This is a genomic window from Sandarakinorhabdus glacialis (assembly GCF_014643455.1).
In the GTDB taxonomy this organism is placed as follows: Bacteria; Pseudomonadota; Alphaproteobacteria; order Sphingomonadales; family Sphingomonadaceae; genus Sandarakinorhabdus; species Sandarakinorhabdus glacialis.
The window spans coordinates 295,260-316,102 of record NZ_BMJM01000003.1 but is presented as its reverse complement, the minus strand read 5'-3'; the positions used below and the strand labels follow the sequence as shown (position 1 = coordinate 316,102).

The 20,843-nt window shown below is 66.3% G+C and carries 20 protein-coding genes; 9 read left to right on the top strand and 11 right to left on the bottom strand.

Going from position 1 to position 20,843, the window contains the following annotated elements; all coding sequences use genetic code 11:
• Window position 1: 1 nt before the first annotated feature.
• The 3 genes from IEW98_RS06405 to IEW98_RS06395 are packed head-to-tail and all read left to right on the top strand — an operon-like array spanning window position 2 to window position 2,803.
• Window positions 2-799: a type III pantothenate kinase gene (locus IEW98_RS06405; RefSeq protein WP_188762092.1), complete on the top strand. Its 798-nt coding sequence runs from the start codon at window positions 2-4 to the stop codon at window positions 797-799.
• A gap of 18 nt (window positions 800-817) precedes the next feature.
• Complete coding sequence (locus tag IEW98_RS06400) at window positions 818-2,464, top strand: ribonuclease J (protein ID WP_188762091.1); 1,647 nt, start codon at window positions 818-820, stop codon at window positions 2,462-2,464.
• Window positions 2,465-2,518: 54 nt separating this feature from the next.
• Window positions 2,519-2,803 (top strand): DUF1467 family protein, encoded by a 285-nt coding sequence (locus tag IEW98_RS06395; RefSeq protein WP_188762090.1) that lies wholly within the window; start codon window positions 2,519-2,521, stop codon window positions 2,801-2,803.
• On the opposite strand, the gene IEW98_RS06390 is transcribed toward IEW98_RS06395, so the two are convergent.
• The 3 genes from IEW98_RS06390 to IEW98_RS06380 are packed head-to-tail and all read right to left on the bottom strand — an operon-like array spanning window position 2,800 to window position 6,438.
• The gene (locus IEW98_RS06390; protein WP_243450583.1) at window positions 2,800-3,420 is read right to left on the bottom strand and encodes a phosphoribosylanthranilate isomerase; all 621 of its coding nucleotides are present in this window, start codon (window positions 3,418-3,420) and stop codon (window positions 2,800-2,802) included. The genes IEW98_RS06395 and IEW98_RS06390 overlap by 4 nt on opposite strands.
• A 34-nt stretch (window positions 3,421-3,454) precedes the next feature.
• The gene (locus IEW98_RS06385; RefSeq protein WP_188762088.1) at window positions 3,455-5,593 is read right to left on the bottom strand and encodes a hypothetical protein; all 2,139 of its coding nucleotides are present in this window, start codon (window positions 5,591-5,593) and stop codon (window positions 3,455-3,457) included.
• Entirely contained in the window at window positions 5,590-6,438 is an 849-nt protein-coding gene (locus IEW98_RS06380) for a CDP-alcohol phosphatidyltransferase family protein (RefSeq protein WP_188762087.1), read from the bottom strand. Before IEW98_RS06380 ends, IEW98_RS06385 begins: the two co-directional genes overlap by 4 nt.
• 305 nt (window positions 6,439-6,743) lie before the next feature.
• Between IEW98_RS06380 and IEW98_RS06375 the strand changes: the two genes are divergently transcribed.
• The 3 genes from IEW98_RS06375 to IEW98_RS06365 all read left to right on the top strand — a co-directional run bounded on the left by IEW98_RS06375 (window position 6,744) and on the right by IEW98_RS06365 (window position 9,935).
• A complete protein-coding gene (locus tag IEW98_RS06375) occupies window positions 6,744-8,045 on the top strand; it encodes a CDP-alcohol phosphatidyltransferase family protein (protein WP_188762086.1) in 1,302 nt (433 codons plus the stop codon).
• Between the two features lie 66 nt (window positions 8,046-8,111).
• Window positions 8,112-9,215: an inositol-3-phosphate synthase gene (locus IEW98_RS06370; RefSeq protein WP_188762085.1), complete on the top strand. Its 1,104-nt coding sequence runs from the start codon at window positions 8,112-8,114 to the stop codon at window positions 9,213-9,215.
• Window positions 9,216-9,257: 42 nt separating this feature from the next.
• The gene (locus IEW98_RS06365; RefSeq protein WP_188762084.1) at window positions 9,258-9,935 is read left to right on the top strand and encodes a phosphocholine cytidylyltransferase family protein; all 678 of its coding nucleotides are present in this window, start codon (window positions 9,258-9,260) and stop codon (window positions 9,933-9,935) included.
• A gap of 184 nt (window positions 9,936-10,119) precedes the next feature.
• Here the strand turns inward: IEW98_RS06365 and IEW98_RS06360 are convergent, their stop codons facing one another.
• Both IEW98_RS06360 and gltX read right to left on the bottom strand, forming a co-directional pair.
• Window positions 10,120-11,406: a citrate synthase gene (locus IEW98_RS06360; protein ID WP_188762083.1), complete on the bottom strand. Its 1,287-nt coding sequence runs from the start codon at window positions 11,404-11,406 to the stop codon at window positions 10,120-10,122.
• Window positions 11,403-12,863, bottom strand: coding sequence for a glutamate--tRNA ligase (gene gltX / locus IEW98_RS06355; RefSeq protein ID WP_188762082.1), 1,461 nt, complete (start codon window positions 12,861-12,863; stop codon window positions 11,403-11,405). The genes IEW98_RS06360 and gltX overlap by 4 nt, the downstream gene beginning before the upstream one ends.
• A 70-nt stretch (window positions 12,864-12,933) precedes the next feature.
• On the opposite strand from gltX, the gene IEW98_RS16370 reads away from it, so the two are divergent.
• From IEW98_RS16370 to IEW98_RS06345, 3 genes are read left to right on the top strand one after another with little or no spacing between them, the layout of a single operon-like run.
• Window positions 12,934-13,257, top strand: a complete 324-nt coding sequence (locus IEW98_RS16370) for a hypothetical protein (RefSeq protein ID WP_243450599.1) — start codon at window positions 12,934-12,936, stop codon at window positions 13,255-13,257.
• Window positions 13,206-15,119, top strand: a complete 1,914-nt coding sequence (locus tag IEW98_RS06350) for a ComEC/Rec2 family competence protein (RefSeq protein ID WP_371870755.1) — start codon at window positions 13,206-13,208, stop codon at window positions 15,117-15,119. The genes IEW98_RS16370 and IEW98_RS06350 overlap by 52 nt, the downstream gene beginning before the upstream one ends.
• A 47-nt stretch (window positions 15,120-15,166) precedes the next feature.
• Window positions 15,167-15,871 carry a DUF2490 domain-containing protein gene (locus IEW98_RS06345; RefSeq protein ID WP_188762080.1) on the top strand — a complete coding sequence of 235 codons (705 nt, stop codon included), beginning with the start codon at window positions 15,167-15,169 and terminating at the stop codon, window positions 15,869-15,871.
• Window positions 15,872-15,989: 118 nt separating this feature from the next.
• Here the strand turns inward: IEW98_RS06345 and lexA are convergent, their stop codons facing one another.
• Genes lexA through IEW98_RS06315 form a run of 6 tightly spaced genes read right to left on the bottom strand, consistent with a single transcriptional unit; the run spans window position 15,990 to window position 20,786 of the window.
• Window positions 15,990-16,685, bottom strand: coding sequence for a transcriptional repressor LexA (lexA, locus tag IEW98_RS06340; RefSeq protein WP_188762079.1), 696 nt, complete (start codon window positions 16,683-16,685; stop codon window positions 15,990-15,992).
• 35 nt (window positions 16,686-16,720) lie between these two features.
• Window positions 16,721-17,935: a molybdopterin molybdotransferase MoeA gene (locus IEW98_RS06335; RefSeq protein ID WP_243450582.1), complete on the bottom strand. Its 1,215-nt coding sequence runs from the start codon at window positions 17,933-17,935 to the stop codon at window positions 16,721-16,723.
• Window positions 17,920-18,387 carry a cyclic pyranopterin monophosphate synthase MoaC gene (gene moaC, locus IEW98_RS06330; RefSeq protein ID WP_188762078.1) on the bottom strand — a complete coding sequence of 156 codons (468 nt, stop codon included), beginning with the start codon at window positions 18,385-18,387 and terminating at the stop codon, window positions 17,920-17,922. The genes IEW98_RS06335 and moaC overlap by 16 nt, the downstream gene beginning before the upstream one ends.
• Entirely contained in the window at window positions 18,384-19,175 is a 792-nt protein-coding gene (trpC, locus tag IEW98_RS06325) for an indole-3-glycerol phosphate synthase TrpC (protein WP_188762077.1), read from the bottom strand. Before trpC ends, moaC begins: the two co-directional genes overlap by 4 nt.
• 13 nt (window positions 19,176-19,188) lie before the next feature.
• Entirely contained in the window at window positions 19,189-20,175 is a 987-nt protein-coding gene (gene trpD / locus IEW98_RS06320) for an anthranilate phosphoribosyltransferase (protein ID WP_188762076.1), read from the bottom strand.
• Window positions 20,172-20,786 carry an anthranilate synthase component II gene (locus IEW98_RS06315; protein WP_188762075.1) on the bottom strand — a complete coding sequence of 205 codons (615 nt, stop codon included), beginning with the start codon at window positions 20,784-20,786 and terminating at the stop codon, window positions 20,172-20,174. The genes trpD and IEW98_RS06315 overlap by 4 nt, the downstream gene beginning before the upstream one ends.
• Window positions 20,787-20,843: the final 57 nt, after the last annotated feature.

The following is a 20,843-nucleotide window of genomic DNA, read 5'->3' as shown; positions in this document are numbered from 1 at the left end:
CATGCTGCTAGCCATCGATGTCGGCAACACCAACATCGTCTTCGCCATCTGCGACGGCGAGGCGATCAAATGGCGCTGGCGGATCTCGACCGATCGGCAGCGCACGGCCGACGAATACGCCGTCTGGCTCCACCAGCTCATGCAGCTCGAAGACGTCGAGCGCACCCATATCGATGCAGCGATCATCGCGACCGTCGTTCCGCAGGCGCTGTTCAACCTCCAGCATCTGTGCCGCAAATATTTCAAGATCGAGCCTTTGGTCGTCGCTGTCGGTGAACTCGACCTCGGCCTCAGGATCGACCTGCCCAACCCCAGCGAGGTCGGCGCCGACCGCATCGTCAACGCAATCGCCGCGCATCACGATCACCCCGGCAACCTCATCGTCGTCGATTTCGGCACAGCAACCACCTTCGACGTCGTTGCCGGCGACGGCACCTATCTCGGCGGCGTCATCGCGCCGGGCATCAATCTCAGCATGGACGCGCTGTACCAGGCCGCCGCCAAATTGCCGCGCATCGCCGTCGAGCCGCCTTCGGGCAACGCCGGCGTCATCGGCAAAAGCACCATCCACGCCATGCAGTCGGGCGTCTTCTGGGGCTATGTCGGCCTCATTGAAGGTTTGGTCGCGCGCATTACATTGGAATTGAACGGTTCTGTCACCGTGATCGCCACCGGCGGCCTCGCCACGTTATTCAACAGACATACTTCGGCCATCGATAGCGTCGATGGCGACCTCACCATTCGCGGATTGATCCGCATTCACGCCCGAAACCTCAGAATCCCAGAATCTCTGGCATAACGAAAAGAAACTCACTGAATGAAACCCGGTAAAGAACTGATTTTCCTGCCTCTTGGCGGGTCCGGCGAGATTGGCATGAACGTCAACCTCTATGGCTGCAACGGCAAATGGGTGATGGTCGATCTCGGCATGACCTTCGCCGACCCATCCTATCCCGGCGTCGACCTCGTCCTGCCCGACCTCAGTTTCATCGAGGATCGCGCCAAGGACCTGCTTGGCGTCGTGCTCACCCACGGCCATGAAGACCATATCGGCGCCATCCCTTACCTCGCCAATGACCTCGGCGTGCCGCTGTACGCAACGCCGTTCACCGCTGGGTTGATCGCCAAGAAACTCGAGGAGGAGGGCCTGACCAAGGAGGTCAAGCTCAACATCATCCCGATGGGCGGCACGCTCCAGCTCGGCGATTTCCACTTCCGCTATGTCGCGCTGGCGCATTCGATCCCCGAAGGTAACGCGCTGGTCATCGACACGCCTTACGGGCGCGTTTTTCACACCGGTGACTGGAAGCTCGATGACGGTCCTTTGCTTGGCACGCCAGCGTCTGCTGCCGAGCTGACCGCCATCGGCGACAGCGGCGTTCTCGCCATGGTCGGCGATTCGACCAACGTCTTCAACAACGAAGCCTCGGGCAGCGAAACCGACGTCCGCGAGGGCCTGCTCAAGGTCGTCAAGGCGCGCAAGACCGGCCGCGTGGTGGTCACCACCTTCGCCTCGAACGCCGCGCGCCTTGCCACGCTCGGCTATGTCGCCAAGGAAACCGGCCGTCACCTCGTCCTCGCCGGCCGCTCGATGGATCGCATAACCCAGGTCGCCAAGGCCACCGGCTATCTCAAGGACATGCCGCCGACACTGTCGTGGGAGGCCGCGCGCAACATGGACCCGTCGAAGATCCTCATCCTCTGCACCGGCGCACAGGGCGAACCGATGGCCGCGCTCAGCCGCATCGCCAATGGCTCGCATCCGGTGCTCAAGCTCGAAAAGGGCGACGTCGTCGTCTATTCGTCGAAGCAGATCCCCGGCAACGAGCTCGCCATCGGCCATGTCCAGAACGCGCTGGCCACGCGCGGCATCGAGGTCATCACCGAGAAGCAGGCGCACGTCCACGTCTCCGGCCATCCTGGCCGACCCGAGCTCGAGGCCATGTACGACTGGATCCGCCCCGAAATCGCCATCCCCGTCCACGGCGAACGCCGCCACATGGAAGCCCATGCCGCACTGGCGCTCGAGGCCGGCGTGCCGCGTGCGATGGTCCCGGTCAATGGTGCCTGCATTCGTTTGGCACCCAACGGCCCGACCCTGCTCAGCCATGAGAAAGCTGGACGCCTGATCCTCGACGGCGATGTCATCCTGCCTGCCGATGGCATCACCATCGTCGAACGCCGCCGCCTGATGATGAACGGCCATATGGGCGTTACCGTTGTGCTCGACCGCGACGGGCGCGTTGCTGCCAAGCCGACCGTCACTGCGCAGGGCGTGCCTGTCGAGGAGGACAAGGCCGACTTCCTCAGCCAGTGCGCCGACGCCGCCGAAACCGTCGCCCGCAAGGCCGACGCGAAGAACCACGAGAAATACGCCGAAGCCGTCCGCGTCGCCGTTCGCCGCATTGCGCGCGAATGGACGGGCAAGAAGCCTGTTACCGATGTGCAGGTGGTTCGGCTCTAGGGCCTCCGGTGGGGAGGGGGCGGCGCCCCCTCCACCCCAATCGATGGGTCTGGTATGAAACCTGCTTCTGTTGCTGCCATCTATCTGCTGTTCTGGTCCCTGACGCTGTTTGCAGTGTTGCCGTTCGGCGTACGGACCTCGCACGAGGACGGTAGCGACCCCGTTCCCGGCCAGGCCGATTCAGCCCCGACCAACCCGATGTTGGGCAAGAAGCTGGTATGGACGACGATCATCTCGACGGCGCTGTTCCTGCTTTTCTACGCCAACTATAACGCCGGCTGGATCAAGCTGAACGATATTCCCGGCTGGGAGGACACCGGCCCTTATCGTCCCCGCTAGCGGACCGCCGCGACGAACGCAGCGAGCTTTACCGAGTCGAGCGCGCCGGCTGTCCTGATCCCCGAGCACAGGTCCACCCCGAACGGCCGCACCCGCGCGATCGCCTCGCCGACGTTGGCCGCCGTCAACCCGCCGGCGAGGAACACCGGTAGCTTGCTCGCGGCCACGAATCGAGCGCTGATATCCCAGTCATGGACATCGCCGGTGCCGCCCAATGTCGGCACTGCCGCCCCCGGGCGTCCCGAATCGAGCAGGAAGGCGTGCACATGCGGCGTGTAGTCGGCGATCATGTCGATAGCTCCGGCGCCTTCGACATGGACGACCTGGACGCGTCGCGTGGCGGGGATCAATCGCGCCAGCCTCGCCGATTCCGCCGGCGCGATATGGCTGACGATCTGCACCACCGGCACGCCCGTGCGCCGGACATGATCGGCAATCGCCTCGGCGTCGGTTTCGCTGGTCAGCAGGAAGGCGGCAACCGGCGGCGGCACTGCGGCGGCGATCTCGGCAATGAGGTCATCGCCGATCGGCCCTGGCCCCGAAGGCATCCGCCCGACCAGCCCGACTGCATCGGCGCCCGCCGCTACTGCCAGCCGCATCTCGGCGACAGACGCCATGCAGCACGTCTTTATCTGCATTTTTCGGCGGGCCTCAGCCAAAGTGCCCCGCCGCTTGCGCCAGCGCCACATAGACCCGGCCTATGTTGGACGATAGCAAAGTCACCGCCAGCGTCTTGCCTTCGCGATCCGGCAGCACCTGCGAGATAAGCGCCTCGAACTCCTCGATATAATGTGTCGCCTGGCCGCGGAATTCGGGATCGTGCTCGAAATGCCGCTTGATCGCCCGCGTCATGTCGCCGTCAAGCTGCTCCACGATCCGCCGGGCAAATATGCTCTTGTCGCCCTTCAGATAGGCATCCCAGGCGGTATCCTCGACCTGGAACGACATCAGCCCGGCGATGTCGATCGCCGCCGCCTGCATCGATTCGAGCAACTTGCTCGACCGCTTCGCCAACGTGCTGCGCGACCGGACTTCAAACCGCGTGTCGACCTCGTCGATGCGGGCTTCGACCGTCGCCACCGATTCCGCCAGCGTCAGCAGCCGGCGCGTGATGCGCTCGCCCGCCGCCTGTCCGGCCGCCGCGACCCGCTCCTGCAGCGCCCCGACTTCGGCCAACTGGCTGCGGATCGGGCTCGCGAACGCCAGTTCGGCGCGCGTCGTGCCGGCCTGGTCGAGCGCTGCCTCGGCCTCGGCCACCACGTTGGACAGCGTCTCGCGCATCGTGCCGGCAGTCTGCACGGCGATCTCGCGAACGCGTGCGAACACCTCGATCAACTGCGCCGACGCTGCCAGCGACGTGCTGCCGGTTAACGTCTCGATTTCGTTCAACGCATCGCGGGCCTGCACCAGCTCCGACGCCAGCTTCAACGCCGCCTTATCGAGGGCTTCCCGCGCCCGGTCGAGCTGCGTCTGCGCCGCCGCGATGCTGTCGCCGCCCGCCGTCAACGGCAAGCTCAATTGGTCGGCACGGTCGTGGAGCTCGCTCAGCCGCGCCAACATATCGACCAGATGCGGAATCGCTGCGGGCAGGGCGGTGCCCAGCTGCCCCAATGTCTCCGCCGCCGCCGTGCCGATTTCCGCCAGCCGCACCTCGACATGGCCCAGCACCACCTCGGTCGCGCCGATCGGTTCGCCCAGCCGGTGAATGGCATCGCGTGCCTCGTTCATCCGCGCCGTGACGCTCTCCATCGCGCTGTTGCCGACCGTGATCGAATTATCGAGCTTGGCATCGAGCACGCCGAAGCCGCGTGTCACATCGTCGATGAGCGCCGTCGACCGCATCGCATGGTCGTCGAGCTCGCTGCCGACCCGTCCGGCGGTTTCCAGCATCATCTCGAGCCGCTCGGAGATCTGCCTCGAAGCCTCGCCGCCGATCTGATCGAGCGTCACCCGCGCCTGCTCGATGCTCGCCAGCATGGCGCTGGTTTGTGCATCGACGCCGTCGCGCGTCGCATCCATCGCCTCGGTGGTCCGCACGAATGCATTGTGGACGCCCGCCACCAGGTCCGCCAGCGGCATCGCCACCGCCTGCGTCGCGCGCACCGCCGAATCGCTGATCGCCGCCAGGCTGGTCACCGTCTCCGCCGTCGTCGCGCGGGCCTGGATTTCGGCCTCCGCCGCGCGCTCGCCCAGCGCCACCAGCATCGTCTCGGTCTGCACCAGCTGCCGCTGCAAATCATCCTCGGCGCGCGCCAGCAACGCCGTCAGCCGCTCCGCCTGCGCCGTCGCATCCGGCGTCGCCGCGCCCAGCGTTACCGTCGCCGCCTCGGTGCGCCCGGTCGCCTCGCTCAACCGCACGCCGGCGCCTTCGAGCTGCGCCACCGCCGCCAGCAGCGTCTGGTGCTGCCGCTCGACCGGCGCCGAAACCGCTTCGATCCGCGAGACCAGTGCCGTCATCCGGTCCTCGAGCAGGATCAGCGCGCTCGCGCCATGGTCGATCCGCTGCTCGGTCAACCGCGAATGCTCTTCCATCAACGACGTCCGCGCCGCCCGGCTACCGGCCCGCTCGCGCAATTGCGCCGCCGCCAGCCACAGGACCGCGACCGGCGCCAATATGCCGAGCACGGCACCCGCGACCGATCCTGCCGATCGTGCTTCCGGTGGCACAGCATTGCCCAGCAACGGCATCGCCGCCAGTATCGCCAGCCCGAGCCACACGACCCCGGCCACGGCTGCCACCACGAAAGGCCAGCGCTGCGGCGGCGTCACTTCATAATATTCGGTCATCATCCCCCGACCCTGGCAGATTCGGGCTGTCTGGTCATGGCGCCGGCAACCTCGGCTTCACGCCGCCGCAAATTCCACGCCATCACTGCCGCGATGACAGTCAGCCCGATGATCTCCCAATACCAATAAAGCCGGGGATTCCCGGCGAAGCAAGCGAGCGCGATGACAATTGTGCGATTGTTGGCCGAAAGCACCGATAATCTTCGCACCAGCGGCGCCGTCGCCGCCAGATACGCCGGCAATCGGCGCGGGTCGGCGGCCAGCGCCCCGTCGATCGGCCGCGCCGCATTGCCCAGCCGCGATTCGACCAGATTGTAGATGCCTTCGATGCCGGCGCCCGACGGCGGACGCGCTTCGGTGGTGAAAATGCCCCGGGCGCGCCGCTTCCAGGCTTCGCGCTCGCCTTCGTACCAGGCCGATTGCACGGCGTGGAAGACGCCCGACACCGTCGCCAGCGCCAGCACCGCCGGCCAATTCGGCAAGGTCAGGACGATCGGGACCAGCACGAAGAAAAACGCGAGATAGTCGCAGACGCCATCGATGACACGGCCCAGCGGACTGGTCTTGCCACTGGCGCGCGCCAGCTTGCCATCAAGGCCATCCATGATGTGCCAGCCGATCATCAGCACGAAACCGGCGAGGATCCACAACGGGCCTTGCTGCCAGTGCCAGTAGCAATATCCCGACAGCATCCCCAGCCCCATGCCGGCGAACGACACCGCATTGGGGTGGATGCCGGCCCGTAGCGCAGCCGGCAGCAACCGCTCCGAAAGCGGATGCACGATCCACAGGTTGGTCGGGTCCTCGATCACCGGGGGGCGGGCGGCAGTTGTCGTCAAATCAATCACGCCTTGGCGCTAGTCCGGAGTCGGCGGTCTTGGCAAGCGCCAGTGCATTGCGACAAGAACGGCCGGCATTGTTTCTGCAATTCACCTGGCGTCTCCACAAGGCCCTTTTTGATGTGTTCATGCGTTCACGGGGCTTGGAATTAACCAGTCCGGACACTAAGAGGCAGTTTATGAAGCGGCTTGCGCTCCCGTCCGAAGATGTCTTGAACGGCCTGCCGCCTGTCGTGGAAATCCCGCCGGCCCTGGAAAGTTCCGAGGAGTCTCGTTCCAGCGTATCCGATGTTGGGGCACATGCCCGATGGGGTATGATGCGAACCGTTGGACTGCTTTTTTCGCCGCTCGAACACCAGGCCATGCTGGTTGCCGGCGGTATCGGCGTGCTCGAACGCCAGGCCAGGCAACTGCGCCGCGCCGGGATCGATGAACTTTATGCTGTCGACCTGGTGCCGCTGACCCCGGTTCCCGCCGGCGTCAAGGCGATCACCGCGGCGGCGCTTCCCGGCCATGTCAGCGCCGAGGACCGCGTCGTCATCATCGCGGCCGGCGTTATCCTCGATGAGCGCGCCATCGCCGCCGTCCTCGCGGCTACCGGCCCGGCGCTGCTGGTCGCCGATGCGGCGAGGCCCGGCGCGGTCGGCGTCGAGCGCCTCGATGCCGCGACCTTCGCTGCCGGCATGATGGCATTGCCCGGCAAGATCGTGCGCGGCACGGCTGCCACCATCGGCGAATGGGACCTGGGCTCGACGCTGATTCGCGCTGCCTGGCTCGATCCAGCCACCCAGCGTATCGATTTTGCCAGCCTTCCGCTCTATGCGCCGGCGCGCCGGCGCGATGTCGCGCTTATCTGGGCGCAGCCGCAATCGCCCGACGAAGCCCGCGCCGCTACCGATATCCTGGTCTCGGCAGCGCAAAAGGGCTGCCTCGACTGGCCGGCGCGGTTCATCCATCCGTGGCCCGAGGACATGTTGGTCAAGCTGCTCGCGCCGACCCGCATCACCCCCAACATGGTCACGCTCGGCACCGGCATCATCGGCATCGCCGCCGGCTTCGCATTCGGCTTTGGCTACCTCTGGCTCGGGCTGGTCCTGGCGCTGATCACCGGCCCGCTCGACGGCGTCGATGGCAAGCTGGCCCGCACCCGCGTCGAATTTTCCAAGTGGGGCGATCTCGAACACCTTGTCGACAAGCTTCTGGAATATGGCTGGTATCTCGCGATCGCGTGGCATTTCACCAGCGTCTCCGGGTCGGCATTGCCGTTCGCGATCGCCGGTTTCATCATCCTGCCGGCTATCGCCGAAGCGGTCCAGGGCGAGTTCTTCCGGCGCCTGACCGGGGTGCAGCTCGACGATGCCGGCGCGGCCGAGCGCCGTATTCGCCTCATTGCCGGACGCCGCAATACGTTCCTGTGGACCTGGCTGCCATTTGCCATCTTCGGCCTGTGGTTCGAGGGTTTCGTCGCAATGGCCGTCTATAGCGTCTTCACCACCGGCGTCGCACAATGGCGCTTTTACAAGCGCTTGTCGGCATATGGCCGCGCCCACGGCGATCGAATCGCCGCAAACTACCGCGCGACGGCATACACCTTCTTGCCCCCGACCGGTCTGTAGTCTAACTGCAACAAAACAAACTTGGGTCGCGGCCATAATTGGGCCGCCCGAAAGGAACTATTGACTATGACGTCCATCCCCGTCGCCATCATTGGCGTTGGAAATTGCGCATCCTCGCTGGTTCAGGGCTTGTCGTATTATTCGAACGGCGGGTCGAACGACGAGCAGGGCCTGATGCACTGGGACCTGGCTGGCTATCGCCCCAAGGACATCCAGGTCGTCGCGGCGTGGGACGTCGATGCGCGCAAGGTCGGCAAGGACGTCAGCGAAGCCATTTTCGCCAAGCCGAACTGCACCGCGATTTTCTGTGACCATGTCGGCCCGACCGGCGCCAAGGTCTCGATGGGCCGAATTCTCGACGGCGTGTCCGATCACATGAATACCTATCACGAAGATCGCCGCTTCGTTCTCGCCGACATGCCGCAGGCTACCAAGGCTTCGGTCGTCGAGGAACTGAAGCGCTCGGGCGCCCAGGTGATGACCAATTACCTGCCTGTCGGCTCGCAGGAAGCCACGGAATTCTACGCCGATGCCGCGATCACCGCTGGCGTCGCCTTCGTCAACAACATCCCGGTTTTCATCGCGTCGAACCCGGTCTGGGCCGAACGCTTCCGCGCCGCCGGCGTGCCGATCCTGGGTGACGACATCAAGGCCCAGCTTGGCGCCACTATCGTCCACCGCACGCTGACCGACCTGTTCGCCAAGCGCGGCGTGACGCTCGATCGCACATACCAGCTCAACACCGGCGGCAACACCGACTTCCTCAACATGACCAACAAGGATCGCCTTGCGTCGAAGAAGGAATCGAAGACCGAAGCCGTCCAGTCGGTCGCGCACAGCCGCCTCGACGACGACAACATTCATGTCGGCCCGTCCGATTATGTCGCATGGCAGAACGACAACAAGGTCTGCTTCCTGCGCATGGAAGGCCGCATGTTCGGCGGCGTGCCGCTCAACCTCGAGCTTCGCCTGTCGGTCGAAGACAGCCCGAACAGCGCCGGTGTCGCCATCGACATGATCCGCTGCGCCAAGGTCGCGCTCGACCGCGGCGAAGGTGGCCCGATCCTCGTGCCATCCTCCTATTTCTGCAAGCACCCACCGGTGCAGACGACCGACGACGAAGCCTTCACCGCGCTCGAAGCCTTTATCGCCGGCACGTCCAAGCACTAGAGCCTCTGGCGACCGGGGGCGGCGTCCCCGGTCCCTGATCGCATGCAGGCAATCATATTGGCAGCGGGGCAGGGCACCCGGCTTCGATCGGTGTCCCCGTCGAAGCCGCTGACCATGGTTGCCGGCAAGCCGCTGCTCCACCGCATCCTCGACAATTTGCGCGCGGCCGGCGTCACCTGCCCGCTGGTGATCACCGGCTATCGCGGCGACGAGGTCGCTGCCGTGGCGCAGGCCGCCGGTGCCGAAACGCTCCACAATCCTGATTGGGCCGAGCCGAACGGCGTCTCCGTTCTTGCCGCCGCGCCCCGGCTGGAGGCGCAATCGCTGCTGCTGATGGCCGACCATCTCGCCAGCCCCGGCGTCTATGCCACCGTCGCCGCCGCCGGCACGCCCGATGCCGGCCTCGTTCTCGGCATCGACCGACGCATGGGACATCCTTGGGCCGATGAAGCCGATGTCACCCGCGTTGCGACCCGGCAGGGCCGTATCACTGCAATCGGCAAGCAACTGAACACCTATGACGCGCACGATTGCGGCGTATTTCTCATCACTCCCGAACTCATGGCCGCGCTGGCGCCGCTGCCGTCCCCCGGCCTGTCCGACGGCGTCCGCGCCCTCGCCGCCAAGGGCCGCGCCCATGTCGTGGACATCTCGGCCCATGACTGGATCGACATCGACGACCCGCGCGCTTTGTCGTTGGCCGAGGCCTGGGTCGCCTAAGTTTTCCTCCCCCTCAAGGGGGGAGGCGACTCGCGTCTTCGCGAGCGGGTGGGGGTGGCCCCCCGCCGACGCAAAAGCGCTCTCCAACCTAAAAAAGCTACGCCCCACTCCCTGATCCGGGAATGAGGCGCATTCAACCAATTGGGGTCTGGGGCCAAGGCCCCAGCCGCCGGAGGCCCTTAAATTAAGGCCGGTTCGACAAAGGCACGAAATCCCGCTGCGTCGGACCGGTGTAAAGCTGCCGCGGGCGGCCGATCTTCTGTTCCGGGTCTTCCATCATTTCGGTCCACTGGGCGATCCAGCCGACTGTCCGCGAGATAGCGAACAGCACTGTGAACATCGATGTCGGGAAGCCGATCGCCGACATGACGACGCCCGAGTAGAAATCGACGTTCGGATACAGCTTCTTGTCGATGAAATACGGATCGCTCAGGGCAATGCGCTCGAGCTCGCGGGCGACATCGAAGATCGGGTCCTTGATGTTGAGCTTGTCGAGCACGTTCTTGGCGACTGTGGCCATGACCTTGGCGCGTGGGTCGTAGTTCTTGTAGACGCGGTGGCCGAAGCCCATCAGGCGGAACGGATCGTCCTTGTTCTTGGCGCGGGCGATGAATTCGGGGATCCGGTCGGGGGTGCCGATCTCGCGCAGCATGTTGAGCGCCGCCTCGTTGGCGCCGCCGTGCGCCGGGCCCCACAGGCAGGCGATGCCGGCGGAGATGCAGGCGAACGGGTTGGCGCCCGACGAACCGGCCAGGCGGACGGTCGACGTCGAGGCGTTCTGTTCGTGATCGGCCTGCAGAATCAGCAGCTTCTCCATGGCATCCTCGACGACCGGGTCGATGATATAGGGTTCGGCGGGGACGCCGAAGGTCATGCGCAGGAAGTTGCCGGCGAACGACAGGCTGTTGTCGGGGTACAGGAAGGGCTGCCCGATCGAGTATTTATACGCCATCGCGGCAAGGGTCGGCATCTTGGCGATCAACCGGTGCGAGGCGATCATCCGCTGCTTGGGATCATGAATGTCGGTCGAATCGTGATAGAAAGCCGCCATCGCGCCGACGATGCCGCACATGATCGCCATCGGATGCGCGTCGCGGCGGAAACCGCGGTAGAACTGCGCCAGCTGCTCGTGGATCATCGTGTGGCGGGTGATGTTCTTGGTGAACTCGTCGTTCTCGGCGGCATTCGGCAGATTGCCGTTGAGCAGCAGGTGGGCGACCTCAAGAAAGCTCGACTTTTCGGCAAGCTGGTCGATCGGATAGCCGCGATACAGGAGGATGCCGGCGTCACCGTCGATATAGGTGATCTTCGATTCGCACGATGCGGTACTGGTGAAGCCCGGATCGAAGGTGAAGCGCCCCGTATTGCCGTATAACTTGCGGATATCGATGACTTCGGGGCCGACTGTGCCGGCCAGGACCGGGTAGTCGCGGCTGTTCTTGTCGATGGAAATCTGCGCCGTTTCAGTCATGCAGTGGCCCTTTCTGTATCGGTTGCGAGGGCGTCGTCGATGCGCCCCAATGTCTCGTCGCGGCCCAACGCCGCCATCACCTCGAACAGCCCCGGCGACTGTGCCGACCCTGTTACCGCGGCACGCAGCGGCTGGGCAACCGCGCCCAGCTTCAGCCCTTCGGCCTCTGCCAATGCCCGTGCCTGTTCCTCCAGGGCGGCCGCCGACCAGTCGTTGACGCTGCCAAACAGCGCCCGCGCCCGTGCCAGCACGCCCGGCGCGGCCATTGCTAGCAGCTTGGCCGCGCCATCGTCCATCGGAATTGGGCGACTGCGAAGGTAGAACAACGACGCCATCGCCAAGTCATTAAGATTGCTGGCGCGCTTCTTCAGTTCGGCCATGCTGCGCTGCAAGATGTCACGGTCGCCATCGGTCACCGGCCGGTCCAGTTCGGCCGCGATGCGCGGTGAAATCAGCACCACCAGCCGGGCATCGTCGGCCGCCCTGAGGTAATGCCCGTTGACGGACTCCAGCTTCTTCATGTCGAACCGCGACGGCCCGCGATTGACCGCCGCCAGGTCGAACCACTCGATCGCCTGCGGGCGCGAGATGATCTCGTCGTCGCCGTGTCCCCAACCGAGCCGCAGCAAATAGTTCTCGACCGCCTCGGGGAGCAAGCCCATCTCGTCCCGGTACGCATCGACTCCCAGCGCGCCGTGACGTTTCGAAAGCTTGGCCCCGTCGGCGCCATGGATCAGCGGGATGTGCGCATAGGCGGGCTCGGGCCACCCCAACGCGCGGATCAGCGCCAGCTGGCGGAAGGCGTTGTTGAGATGGTCGTCGCCGCGAATGACATGGGTAACCCCCATGTCGTGATCGTCGACGACGACTGCGAGCATATAGGTCGGCGTTCCGTCCGAGCGCAGCAGCACCATGTCGTCGAGCTCGGCATTGGCGACAGTTACCGGTCCCTGCACGAGGTCGGCGATGGTCACGCTGCCCTCGCGCGGCGCCTTCAGCCGGATGACGAACGGTGCCTCCTCGGGCGCATCGCTGGCCGGGCGATCGCGCCACCGGCCATCATACCGCATCGGCAGCTTGGCGGCGCGCTGTTCGGCACGCATCGTTTCAAGCTCCTCGGCGGTCGCATAGCAGCGATAGCCATGCCCGTTCTCGAGCAGCGAATTTGCAACCTCGGCGTGCCGCGCGCTGCGGGCGAATTGATAGACGATCTCGCTGTCCCACTCGAAATCGAGCCAGCTCATGCCGTCGATGATGGCCGCGACCGCCGGCTCGGTCGACCGAGCCCGGTCGGTATCCTCGATCCGCAACCGGAACTGGCCGCCATTCGCCCTCGCGAACAAATAGTTGAACAGCGCCGTCCGCGCCCCGCCGATATGGAGGAAACCGGTCGGGGAGGGGGCAAAGCGCGTCACCACTTCCGTGTCGGACGCTTCGGTCGGCCGGCTTGCGCCCATCGTCAATCTGTCCAATGCTCTTCGTCGGTTACGGGGGCGTTACACCAGGATGGCGGGGCCAGGTTCGGCGGTGCCTAGCAGAAGCATCGGAGCGGTTCAAACCGCGCCGTCGCCATGGGAATTGGCGGCGCTGCAGACTCGCGCGCGGCGACATTGGTGGACGTTTGTCGACAACGAGCGCGATTCGCTCCCGCTATGGCTGCCCGTGGCCTTTGCCGCCGGGATCGCTGCGTGGTTTCTCCTGCCGTGGCAGGGCCAGCGTATTGCCGTCGCTGTTGGCCTTGCCGGCACATCGGCGGCGCCGCGCTTGTCGGTCGTTGGCGACCACTCGCGGCGGCGGCGGTGCTCGCCCTTGCCGGGATGGGGGCTGCCGAATGGCGATCGGCGCGTGTAGCGCATCCGATCCTTGTCGAACGGCAGGTTCTTGAATTCGCCGGCGTCGTCAAAACGACGGAAATCCGCGCCGGTCGCGGCCAGGTCCGGCTGATCATCGCTCCCGATGCGGCGTCTGGCCTGCCGCCCCGCGTTCGCATTACGCTGCGCGGCGCGCTGCCGCCCGGCCTTGCCCCAGGTGCCGGCGTGCGACTGCGTGCCATGCTGTCCCCGCCCGCCGCCGCGGCCATCCCCGGCGGCTATGATTTTGCCCGCCGCGCCTGGTTCGACGTCATCGGTGCAACCGGTTTTCCGATGGGGACGGTCCACATCGTGTCGCCGGCGCCGCGGCCATCGGGCGTGCTGGCGTGGCTCACCGCCGCCCGCGCTGCGCTGTCGGCGCGGATCATCGCCGCCGTTCCGGGAGAAGCCGGGGCGATGGCCGCCGCGCTTGTTACCGGCGATCAAGGCGCGATCCCGCTGGAAACCAACCAGGTCATGCGCGATTCGGGGCTGGCGCACCTCATCTCGATCTCGGGCTTGCATATCGCGGTCGTCGTCGGCGGCGCCATCTTCCTGACCCGCCGCCTGCTGGCGCTGTCGCCGTTCATCGCGCTCCGCTGTCCCGTCAAGACCATCGCCGTCGCCGTCGCCGCGCTCGTCGGCATCGCCTATACGCTGCTTGCCGGCGGCGAAGTTCCCGTCGTCCGGTCGATCCTGGCGACGCTGATCGTCCTTTTCGGCATGGTCATCGGCCGCGAGGCCTTGTCCCTCCGCCTGCTCGCCGCCGCCGCGATGATCATCCTCGCGGTTCGTCCCGAGGCGCTGCTCGGACCCAGTTTCCAGCTCAGTTTCGCCGCCGTCATCGCCATCGTCGCGCTCTATGAATCGCCCTTGGGGCGCTGGTTCTCGATGCCATCCGAAAACGAGCGCTGGCTCCGCCGCTTCGGCCGCCACGCCGCCGCCCTGCTTGCCACCGGACTGGTCGCCGAACTTGCCTTGTCCTCGATCGGGCTGTTCCACTTCAACCGCGCCGGGCTGTACGGTGTCATCGCCAACGTCATCGCCATTCCATGGACAAGCTTCGTCATCATCCCGCTGCTGATGCTGGCGCTCCTCGCCGAACTGCTTGGCATCGCCGCGCTGGTCTGGCCGCTTGTCGGCTGGAGCATCGCCCAGGTGATCGCCCTCGCGGGCGCCACCGCCGCGCTGCCCGGCGCCGTCATCGGCATGCCGGCCATGCCCGTGGCAGCGTTCGCGCTGGTCATCGCCGGGGGGCTCTGGCTGGCGTTGTGGCGGACCCGGCTGCGCTGGTGGGGGGCTGGGGTCGCCGGGCTGGGGCTGGTCATCGCGCATCTTTCGGTGCCGCCCGACCTCATCATCAGCAGCGACGGCCGCAACGCCGCTGTCCGCCTTGCCGATGGGCGGCTGGCATTCCTGCGCCCCCGCACCGGCGATTTCCTGCGCGGCATGTGGGGCGAGGCGGTGGCGGCCGAGGGCGATGCCGCCAGTTTCGCCGATATGCCCGGCATGGCGTGCAGCCCCGACACCTGCATCAGCCTCGTCCGCGCCGCCGATGGCCGGCAATGGCGGCTGCTCGCCACCCTGTCGCGCGATTATGTCGACCGCGAGAAATTCGAGCCCGCCTGCGCCGCCGCCGACATCGTCATCAGCGACCGGCGGATGCCGAAGTGGTGCAAGCCGCGCTGGCGAATGTTCGACCGCACGGTGCTGGGGACCACGGGGGCCGTCGCCGTCTGGCTCTATCCGGCGCGCGTCGATACCGTTCATGACCGTATCGGCGACCATCCGTGGCGACCCCATCCGGCGCCGCGGCGCTACACGAAACGCCCTTCGGTCGATGCACAGCCGGACTTGCAGTAACGCCGCAATGCTTTCGCGAGGCCGCCCGATACGCCATAGCCAGCGCGATGAACGACTCTCGGACACCAAAAACCCTACGGCACCTCGCGCGCTTGCTCGCGTGCGGGCTTGCCCTTGCCGCAAGCCCCGCTGCCGCGCGCGACGACGAACAAATCTGGCTCAACGTCACCGCGATGGGTCCGGTCAGCGGCAACCTTCTCTATTTCGCCGAATTCCAGGCCCGCGGCGGCATCGGTGACGACGCCTATCGCCAGCTCAACGTCCGGCCGGCAGTCGGCTGGCGCATCAACAGCCAGGTCAGCGCCTATCTCGGCTATGTCTATGTTCCCACCGACATCAACGACAACCGCGCCAACACGGAAAACCGCGTCTACCAGCAGCTCGGTTGGTCTTTCGGCAAGACTGCTATCGGCGAACTCTCGTCCCGCTCGCGCCTCGAACAACGCTTCCGCTCCGATGGCAGCGACACCGGCTGGCGCTTTCGCCAACTGCTGCGGACCGTCGTCCCCATCCAGTCCAACCCGCGCCCGATCAAGGCCCTGGCCACGGTCGAAGTGTTCGCCAACCTCAACACCACCGACTGGGGCGCCCGCAGCGGCTTCGATCAGCTTCGCAGCTTCGTCGGCGTCGAAATCCCCATCCAGGGCAGATCCACCATCGAAGCCGGCTACCTCAACCAGGCCATCAACCGCCCCAACGCCGACCTGCGCGTGAACCATGTTCTCTCGATTGCGCTTTTCATACGGCGTTGAGGGCAGGGCCTCGGACGGCTGGGGCCTTGGCCCCAGACCCCATTTTGCAGCAGTGTAACTAGGCTCGACCCAAGGCGCGGCCAAATTCTGGCGCTGAGGCTCGACCAGCCCGTGTCCCTCAATGATACCGCCGCAGCAGCCCCGCCAGCTTGCCTTGCACCCGCACCCGATTGGCCGGATACCGCTGCGGCTCATACGCCGAATTGGCTGGATCGAGCCGCACGATGTTCTTCTCGCGGCGCAGATACTTCAGCGTCGCTTCCTGCTCGTCGATAAGCGCCACGACGATGTCGCCGTCCCGGGCGTCCTCGCAGCGTTTGATGAGGGCATAGTCGCCGTCGAAGATGCCAGCTTCGATCATCGAGTCCCCGGATACCTCGAGCGCGTAGTGATCGCCCGGCCCAAGCAATGCCGCCGGTACCGACAGCGAGCGATCGCTTTCGAGCGCTTCGACGGGCAGGCCTGCCGCGATCCGCCCGTGCAGCGGCACGATGATTGTGTCGTTGGCGGCAATCATCGCCTGCACCGGAGGGCGCGGCGCTGCTGCCGCATGCGCAGCAGCAGGCGGCACCAGCTTGAGCGCCGGCTTGCCGCGCATCGCTTCGGGCAGGTGCAGCACCTCGAGTGCGCGCGCCCGGTTGGGCAGGCGGCGAATGAAATTGCGTTCCTCGAGGGCATTGATGAGCCGGTGGACGCCCGACTTGGAACGCAGCTGCAGCGCGTCCTTCATTTCCTCGAAGGACGGCGAGACACCATCGGTGCGCAGCCGCGTGTCGATGAAACTAAGCAGTTCCTGTTGCTTGCGCGTCAGCATCGCGGTCCTTCCGTCAGGGAACACATGCAGAACGTCTAGGGAACGTCTCCGATACTGTCAAGCGCAATGCAATCAACTATTTCACCGGGTTCCGCTGCCGGCGCGCCGGGCAATCGCACGATCAATACCTGTGCAGCCGCAAGCCGCCCAAGCAATGCCGAATCCTGCGACGAGAATGCGTCCGCCCGGCCATCGGTAACCTGCCCGCGCATATAGTCACGTCGCATCCCATTGGCCGGCAACGCGCTGCCCAACGGCAGTCGCCGCGTCGGCAAACCTTCGGCGCGCCCGCCCATGCGGCATAGCAGCGGCACCACGAACAACAGCGCGCACACATACGCCGACACCGGGTTTCCCGGCAGGCCGATCACCCGCTTCGACCCCAGCCGCCCCGCCAGCATCGGCTTGCCAGGCCGCAGTGCCAGCTTCCAGAAATCCATCTCGGCGCCCAGATCGCGGAGCACCGGCACGACCAGGTCATGGTCACCCACCGAAGCGCCGCCGATCGTCACCACCACGTCGCCCCGCGCCTTCGACAACGCCGCCGCCAACGCTTCGCGCCGGTCCGGCACGATCCCCGGATCATCGACCGCCCCGCCGACACTTTCGAACAGGGCCCGCAGCATGACGCCGTTCGAGCTGACGATCTGGTGGGCACCCGGCATCGTCCCCGGCGGCACCAGTTCGTCGCCCGTGGCGATCAGTGTCACCCGTGGCCGCTGCACGACCCGCGCCGAGCCGTGTCCGCCTGCCGCCAGCAAGCCGATCCGCGCCGGGGTCAACCGTTCGCCCGTCGCCGCCAGCACATCGCCCATGGAAAAGTCCTGGGCGGCCCTGCGAATATTTGCGCCGAGCCGGGGCGGCCCTTCGCCCGACAGTCGAGCCGTGTCGCCGCTGCGCTCGATTTCCTCCTGCACGACGACGGTATCCGCACCCACCGGCAACGGCGCCCCGGTGAAGATCCGCAGCGCTTCGCCCGCCTCGACCGTCCCGCTCCAGCCGCGCCCGGCCGCCGATTCGCCGACCACGCGCCATGGCCCAGGCAGATCGTCCCAGCGCACCGCATATCCATCCATCGCCGACGCGGCGAACGGCGGCTGGGTCAGTAACGCCGCAAGATCGCCGGCAAGCACCCGGCCCCGTGCCGCGCCGAGATCGACAGTCTCCGCCGGCAACGACACCTCGCCGTCGAGCAATCGCGCCAGGGCGACGTCGACATCGAGCAGCCCGGCCATTACCCGGCGACCCATTCGCCCGAGCGCCCGCCCGATTTGCGCAGCAGCCGCACGCCCGAGATCACCATGCCGCGGTCCATCGCCTTGGCCATGTCATAGATCGTCAGCAGCGCCGTGGTGACCGCAGTCAGTGCCTCCATCTCGACGCCCGTGCCGTGGGTCGTCGCCACCATGGCGGTCACCCGTACGCCGGCGTCCTCGATGACCAGGTCGACCGTTACCGCATCGATGGGCAGGGGATGGCATAGCGGGATCAGGTCCGCGGTGCGCTTGGCCGCCATGATGCCGGCGATCCGCGCCACCGCAAGCACGTCGCCCTTCGCCACAGCCTGCTCGCGGATCGCCGTCAGCGCCGCGCTGCCGATGGCGATATACCCTTCCGCAACCGCCTCGCGCCGCGTCGCCGCCTTGGCCGAAATGTCAACCATTCGCGCTGCGCCGGCCTGGTCGAGATGGGTCAGGCTCACCCCGCCGCTCCCAGCAGGTCGAGCGTTGCCCGCGTCACATCGGCCTGCCGCATCAGCGATTCCCCCACCAGGAAGGTGCGAATTCCGACAGCCGCCAACCGTGTGAGGTCATCGGGATCGGACAAGCCGCTTTCCGCCACCAAGGTCCGCCCCGGCGTGTCGGCCATCTCGAACGACGCCTTCAGGTCGACTTGGAGGGTCTTGAGATTGCGATTGTTGATGCCCAGCAACGGCGTCCGCAGCTTGAGGGCGCGATCACGCTCCTCGGTGTCATGCACCTCGACGAGCACATCGAGCCCCAGCGTTTCCGCCACGGCCTCGAGTTCCGCCGCCTGTCCGTCCGAAAGCGCCGCCATGATCAGCAGGATCGCGTCGGCCCCGATCGCCCGCGCCTCGATCACCTGCCATGGATCGATGATGAAATCCTTGCGCAATACCGGCAGGGCACACGCCGCGCGCGCCTCGGCCAGATAGGCGTCCGACCCCAGGAACCAGCGATCCTCGGTCAGCACCGACAGGCACGTCGCACCGCCGGCGGCATAGGCCCGCGCCAGCGTCGCCGGCACGAAATCGGCGCGGATCAGGCCCTTCGATGGGCTGGCCTTCTTTATCTCGGCGATCAGCGCGAACCTGCCCGCCGCGTGCGCCGCATCGATGGCGCGGACAAAGCCGCGGACCGGGGATGCCGCCGCTGCTGCAGCCTCGAGATCGCCGAGGCTGCGCTGCGCCCGCGCCGCCGCGACGACTTCACGTTTGTAGGCAATGATTTCAGCCAGTGTGTCGCTCATCGCTGTGTATCGCTCATCGAAAATCGCTCCAACGCGCCAGGATATCCGCCGCCCCGCCTTGCGCCAGCGCCGTCCGCGCCCGCGCCGCCGCCGCCGGCCAGCCCAGCGCCGGATCGGCGACGCGCAGCGCCGCCGCCGCGTTGAGCACCACTATATCATGATAGGCGCCGGTTTCACCCGCCAGCAACGCCCGCAATCGCCCGGCATTATAGGCAGCGTCGCCGCCCCGCAGCGCCTCCGATGGGTGCATCCCGCCGCCGGCCGCATCCGGGGTAACCGTACCCGTCGTCACGCCGCCGTCCTCGGCAAGGGCAAAGCCACTCTCGCCCGAAACGGCCAATTCGTCATAACCATCGCCGTGGACGACCATTGCACGCTCCGACCCGAGCTCTGCCAGCGCCTCCGCCATCGGCCGCGTCCACGCCGGCGAAAACACCCCGACCAGCTGGCGCTTGACCCCCGCCGGATTGGCAAGCGGCCCCAGCAGGTTGAAGATCGTCCGCCGGCCCAGCGCACGCCGCACCGGCGCCACCCGCGCCATCGCCGGATGATGCCGCGCCGCGTGCAGGAAGGTGATGCCGACGTCCTCGAGGCAGGCGCCCAGTCGCTCGACCGGCAGTTCGGGGACCTGCAACGCCGCCAGCACATCGGCCGCACCGCTGCTCGACGACGCGGCGCGATTGCCGTGCTTGGCGACCTTCACCCCGCACGCCGCGACCACCAGCGACACCGCCGTCGACACGTTCAGGCTGTGCTGGCCGTCGCCGCCGGTGCCGCACACGTCGATCGCATTGGGGGCGTGCGGGGCAAAGCTTTGCCGCGTCCTGAGCGCCCGCGCCGCCGCGACGATCTCCGCCACCGTCTCGCCGCGATCGGCCATCACCGTCAGGAACCGCGCCAGCACATCGTCCGCGACCCGGCCATCGAGGATCGCTGCAAACGCTTCGTCGGCGGCATCCGCGGACAGCGATGCCGACGGATCGGGCAGGGCAGTATTCACGCGGCTGCGGAAACCTTCGGAGCCAATGATTTCGGCGTCATCCCGGCGATCCGCATGAAATTCGCCAGCAATTCATGGCCATGCTCGGTGGCGATCGATTCCGGATGAAATTGCACCCCGTGGAGCGGCAGGTCGCGGTGGCGCATGCCCATGACGATGCCATCGGGGCTGCGTGCATTGACGGCAAAGCAAACCGGCAGGTCATCCTCGCGTACTATCAACGAATGGTAACGCGTCGCTTCGAACGGCGATGGCAGCCCCGCGAAAACCCCCGTCCCGTCGTGGGTCATCGCGCTGGTCTTGCCGTGCATGACCTGCGCCGCGCGCACCACGGTGCCGCCGAACGCCTGGCCAAGCGCCTGGTGCCCCAGGCAAACGCCCAGCAGCGGCAAGCGCGCCTCTGCCGCAGCCGTGATCATGTCGAGGCAAATCCCGGCCTCGTTCGGCGTGCACGGTCCCGGCGACAGCAACACCGCCTGCGGCCGGAGAGCGATCGCTTCTGCCGCCGTGATCTGGTCGTTGCGGACCACCTCCGTCTCGGCGCCGAGCTCGAGCAGGTAATGCACCAGGTTGAAGGTGAAGCTGTCGTAATTGTCGATGACGAGGATCATGTGCGCTGCTTTAGCGCCTGATCGCCCGTCCGTCACCCGCCTCGCAATTTGCGGCAT